The following is a 2,043-nucleotide window of genomic DNA, read 5'->3' on the forward strand; positions in this document are numbered from 1 at the left end:
GCCGGCCCAGGTGCGCGGCCGCGCCCTGCTCGACGGGGTGGACCTGCTCACCCTCAGCCCGCGCGAGCTGCGCCGGGCCCGCGGCAGCCGCCTGGGCTTCGTGTTCCAGGACCCGATGACCTCCCTCAACCCCCTGCTGACCATCGAGCGGCAGATCACCGAGGGGATCGAGGAGCACCGCGGAGCCACCCGGCGCGAGGCGCGGGCGCGGGCCCGCGACCTGCTCGACATGGTCGGGATCCCCGACCCCGACAGCAGGCTCGAGACCTACCCGCACCAGATGTCCGGCGGGATGCGTCAGCGGGTCATGATCGCCATCGCCCTCGCGTGCGAACCGACCATGCTCATCGCCGACGAGCCCACCACGGCCCTCGACGTGACCACCCAGGCGCAGATCATCGACGTGGTCCGTGAGCTGCAGGAGCGCATCGGGATGGCGGTGGTGTGGATCAGCCACGACCTCGGCGTGGTCGGTGGCCTGGCCGACGAGGTCGTCGTCATGTACGGCGGCCAGGTGGTCGAGCAGGCCCCCATCACCGAGCTGCACCGCTCCCCCGCGCACCCCTACACGCGCGGCCTGCTCGGGGCCCGGCCGCGCCTCGGCGAGGTCCGGGCCGAGCTCACGGCCATCCCGGGCTCCCCGCCCGACCCGCGGGACCTGCCCCCGGGCTGCGTCTTCTACGAGCGGTGCCCGATCCAGTCCGCGCGGTGCGCCCACGAGGTCCCGCCGCTGGCCGAGGTCTCCCCTGGGCACCGTGCCCGCACCTTCTGCGTGGAACCCCGATGAGCCCGACGACGCCCCTGCTGTCCGTCCGAGACCTGTGCGTCCGGTTCCCCGCCGCCCGTGAGGGCCGCACGCGCCGGTGGGTGCACGCGGTCGAGGAGGTCTCCTTCGACATCCCCCGCGGCACCACCCTGGGCCTGGTCGGCGAGTCCGGCTCGGGCAAGTCCACCATCGGCAACGCGCTGACCGGGCTGGTGCCCGCGACCTCGGGCACGGTCGAGCTCGCGGGCGAGGACGTGCTGGCGGCCCGCGGCTCACGGGCCCGCGAGCTCCGGCGTCGGATCGCGATGGTCTTCCAGGACCCGTACGCCTCCCTCGACCCGCGCCGCACGGTCGGCGCCACCATCCGCGAGCCCCTCGACGTCCATCGGCTTCTCGGTGACCGCCGCGCGCGCGACGCCCGGGTCGCCGAGCTGCTGGGCCTGGTCGGTCTCCCGGCGGGGGCGGCCCAGCGCTACCCGCACGAGATGTCCGGCGGTCAGCGCCAGCGGGTCAGCATCGCGCGGGCCCTGGCCGGGGACCCGGACCTGGTGGTCCTCGACGAGGCCACGGCCTCGCTCGACGTCTCGGTCCAGGCCCAGATCATGAACCTGCTGCGCCGGCTGCAGGGCGAGCTCGGCCTGACCTACCTGTTCATCGCCCACGACCTCGCCGCGGTCGAGCACATGAGCCACGACGTGGTCGTCATGTACCTGGGCCGGGTCATGGAGCACGGCAGCCGTACCGCCCTGTACCGGCAACCGGCCCACCCGTACACCCAGGCCCTGATGTCTGCGATCCCCGACGACGACCCCGTGGTCGAGCGGTCCCGCGAACGCATCCTGCTGACCGGGGAGCTGCCCAGCCCGCTGAACCCGCCCTCAGGCTGCGTGTTCCGGACGCGATGCCCCCTCGCGGTCGAGGCCTGCGCCGGGGTGATCACACCGCGCGACTTCGCGGCCGACCACCGAGCCTGGTGCATCCGCACCGACGAGGCGCTGCGGACCGAGCGGCTCCGGTCGGCCGCACGCTGACCGGCTGCTGCGGCCGCACCGCCGGGTCAGCCGGTGCGGCGGTCCAGGACCTCGTCAGCCGCGCTCGGTGCGACGGGATCGTCCTCGACCGGCTGCGCCTCGACCAGTCGACGGAGCGCACCGAGCAGGCTGTCCGCGGTGACGACGCCGACCTGCCCCTGCCCGTGGGCGTCCGCCACGGCCACCTCGCGCCCACCCGACGCGGCGAGGGCGGCGAAGGCCTCGTCGAGCCTCAAGTCGGATCGT

Annotated in this window: 3 protein-coding genes; 2 read left to right on the forward strand and 1 reads right to left on the reverse strand. The window is 74.4% G+C overall.

The window, feature by feature from the left end; translation table 11 throughout:
* Both L0B03_RS17080 and L0B03_RS17085 read left to right on the forward strand, forming a co-directional pair.
* Positions 1–787, forward strand: a 787-nt coding sequence (locus tag L0B03_RS17080) for an ABC transporter ATP-binding protein (RefSeq protein WP_250448106.1), incomplete at its 5' end; no start/stop codon positions are given.
* Positions 784–1,797, forward strand: a complete 1,014-nt coding sequence (locus L0B03_RS17085) for an ABC transporter ATP-binding protein (RefSeq protein ID WP_250448108.1) — start codon at positions 784–786, stop codon at positions 1,795–1,797. The genes L0B03_RS17080 and L0B03_RS17085, both read left to right, overlap by 4 nt.
* Positions 1,798–1,823: 26 nt before the next feature.
* On the opposite strand, the gene L0B03_RS17090 is transcribed toward L0B03_RS17085, so the two are convergent.
* The coding region (locus L0B03_RS17090) for a hypothetical protein (protein WP_374205019.1) at positions 1,824–2,043 on the reverse strand (220 nt) is incomplete at its 5' end.

This window comes from Actinotalea sp. C106, assembly GCF_023630195.1.
Taxonomy (GTDB): domain Bacteria; phylum Actinomycetota; class Actinomycetes; order Actinomycetales; family Cellulomonadaceae; genus Actinotalea.